This is a genomic window from Caballeronia sp. RCC_10 (assembly GCF_041360715.1).
Classification (GTDB): Bacteria; Pseudomonadota; Gammaproteobacteria; order Burkholderiales; family Burkholderiaceae; genus Caballeronia; species Caballeronia grimmiae.
Genome location: NZ_JBFUPT010000102.1, coordinates 1 through 1,322, shown reverse-complemented (window position 1 = coordinate 1,322; position 1,322 = coordinate 1). Strand labels below are relative to the sequence as shown.

Genomic DNA, 1,322 nt, shown 5'->3' with positions numbered 1-1,322 from the left:
TCGGCAGCTTGATGACCCCGGCGCTTCCACTTATAAACTCGATCTAACTGTCCGAACCAACGGCGCCACCTCTGTGCGCTGTCTCCGTCACTGAAAAACTAAGGTTCGGATAGTAAAGCCGCCGATAGACCCCCGTCTCGAAAAGTTCGCCGGTCGATCGGCGATAGAAAAGCCGGGCTGGAAAATAGAAGTGTGGATCTTGCGCGGGCGGCGGCTCGACCGGGATCAGCCCGCCGAAACCCGTCCGCCGATCGATGTTGACGATGACGGGCAACTCGCCAAATGCGTCAATCGTCATCCCCGGCTCAATTGCCGTAACTACCACGTACCCCCGGCCCGCGCTTGGAAGCGTGTGGCGTCCTCGTGGCAGCCGTCTTTGGACTTCCAGTGCGCTTTTGAGGAACTCCAGCGGCTCACTCGAGACGTTCGTCAACCAAAAGGTGACTTTTCCCGGCCTGCCTGGTAACGCCCTAATGTCGGTAACCGAGACCGCAAAGAGCCCTTCGTCTGACACCGCCATCTTGCAACTCGCAATTTACTTGTCGCCTGCTGCTCAGTTCCCTGGTCTTGTGGCAATGAGTGCCCGCGTAGACCGACTGGTCATGAGCACCTTTGCCGCTTGGTCGGCGAGAATGCTCACCTTCGACGCATGCCACCTCAAACCCCGAGGCGCCGTCGCCTTCTTTCACCACCTTGTAGATGCCCGAGGTCGAGCTTCTCGCCGGGCTTGTGCCGGTCTGCCATATTTCCGCGTCTCTATTGCCGGAGTGCACGGAGCAAGCGCTGTTCCGGTATGGCTGAGCGTCGGGCGGTGCCGTTAGGCACAACCATCGCGCGGCTTCCGCTTGGTATCGGCACGACTGCTGCCGATGGCCCAGGCCTAACTAAGGAGCTGGTTGATGAAAGTGGTGTGCGTAGCATGGGGTTCGCTACTGTGCGACCTAAGGCAATGCTGAACAAGACACTGAATTCGCGGGCTCCTGTCGATTGACGATTGATGGAACACAAATAAGCCCTTGAGTTGCGACTTTTGGCCCTTGAGGGCCTGAGGCGTGGGCGGTTTGCCGGCTTCTCGCCCTTTACAGGCGGACTGAACCCATCAATCGCTTACGCGACAGGTAAACGTTGGCGAGCGCGAGCGCCACAAACGCACGGTTTGCATTCTTCGCCAAGCCCCGGTAGCGCATCTTGGTCAAACGCCACAGGCGCTTGACTACGGCGAACGCATGTTCGACCCGCGCGCGAGAGCTAAAGTCGAAACTGGTGTACGGGGGAGTTGAGGCGGGAGATTGAAGGCGGTGGAGGTTTCAGCTGAGAATCTG

At 58.9% G+C, this 1,322-nt stretch carries 1 protein-coding gene and 1 pseudogene; both read right to left on the bottom strand.

All coding sequences use genetic code 11. The features are described 5' to 3' along the window. Positions 1–43: 43 nt before the first annotated feature. Positions 44–298 carry a hypothetical protein gene (locus AB6804_RS31805; RefSeq protein ID WP_370889826.1) on the bottom strand — a complete coding sequence of 85 codons (255 nt, stop codon included), beginning with the start codon at positions 296–298 and terminating at the stop codon, positions 44–46. A gap of 781 nt (positions 299–1,079) precedes the next feature. Further along, positions 1,080–1,244 (bottom strand): annotated as a pseudogene (locus AB6804_RS31800) (transposase); the annotation flags it as partial. Between the last annotated feature and the right edge of the window lie 78 nt (positions 1,245–1,322).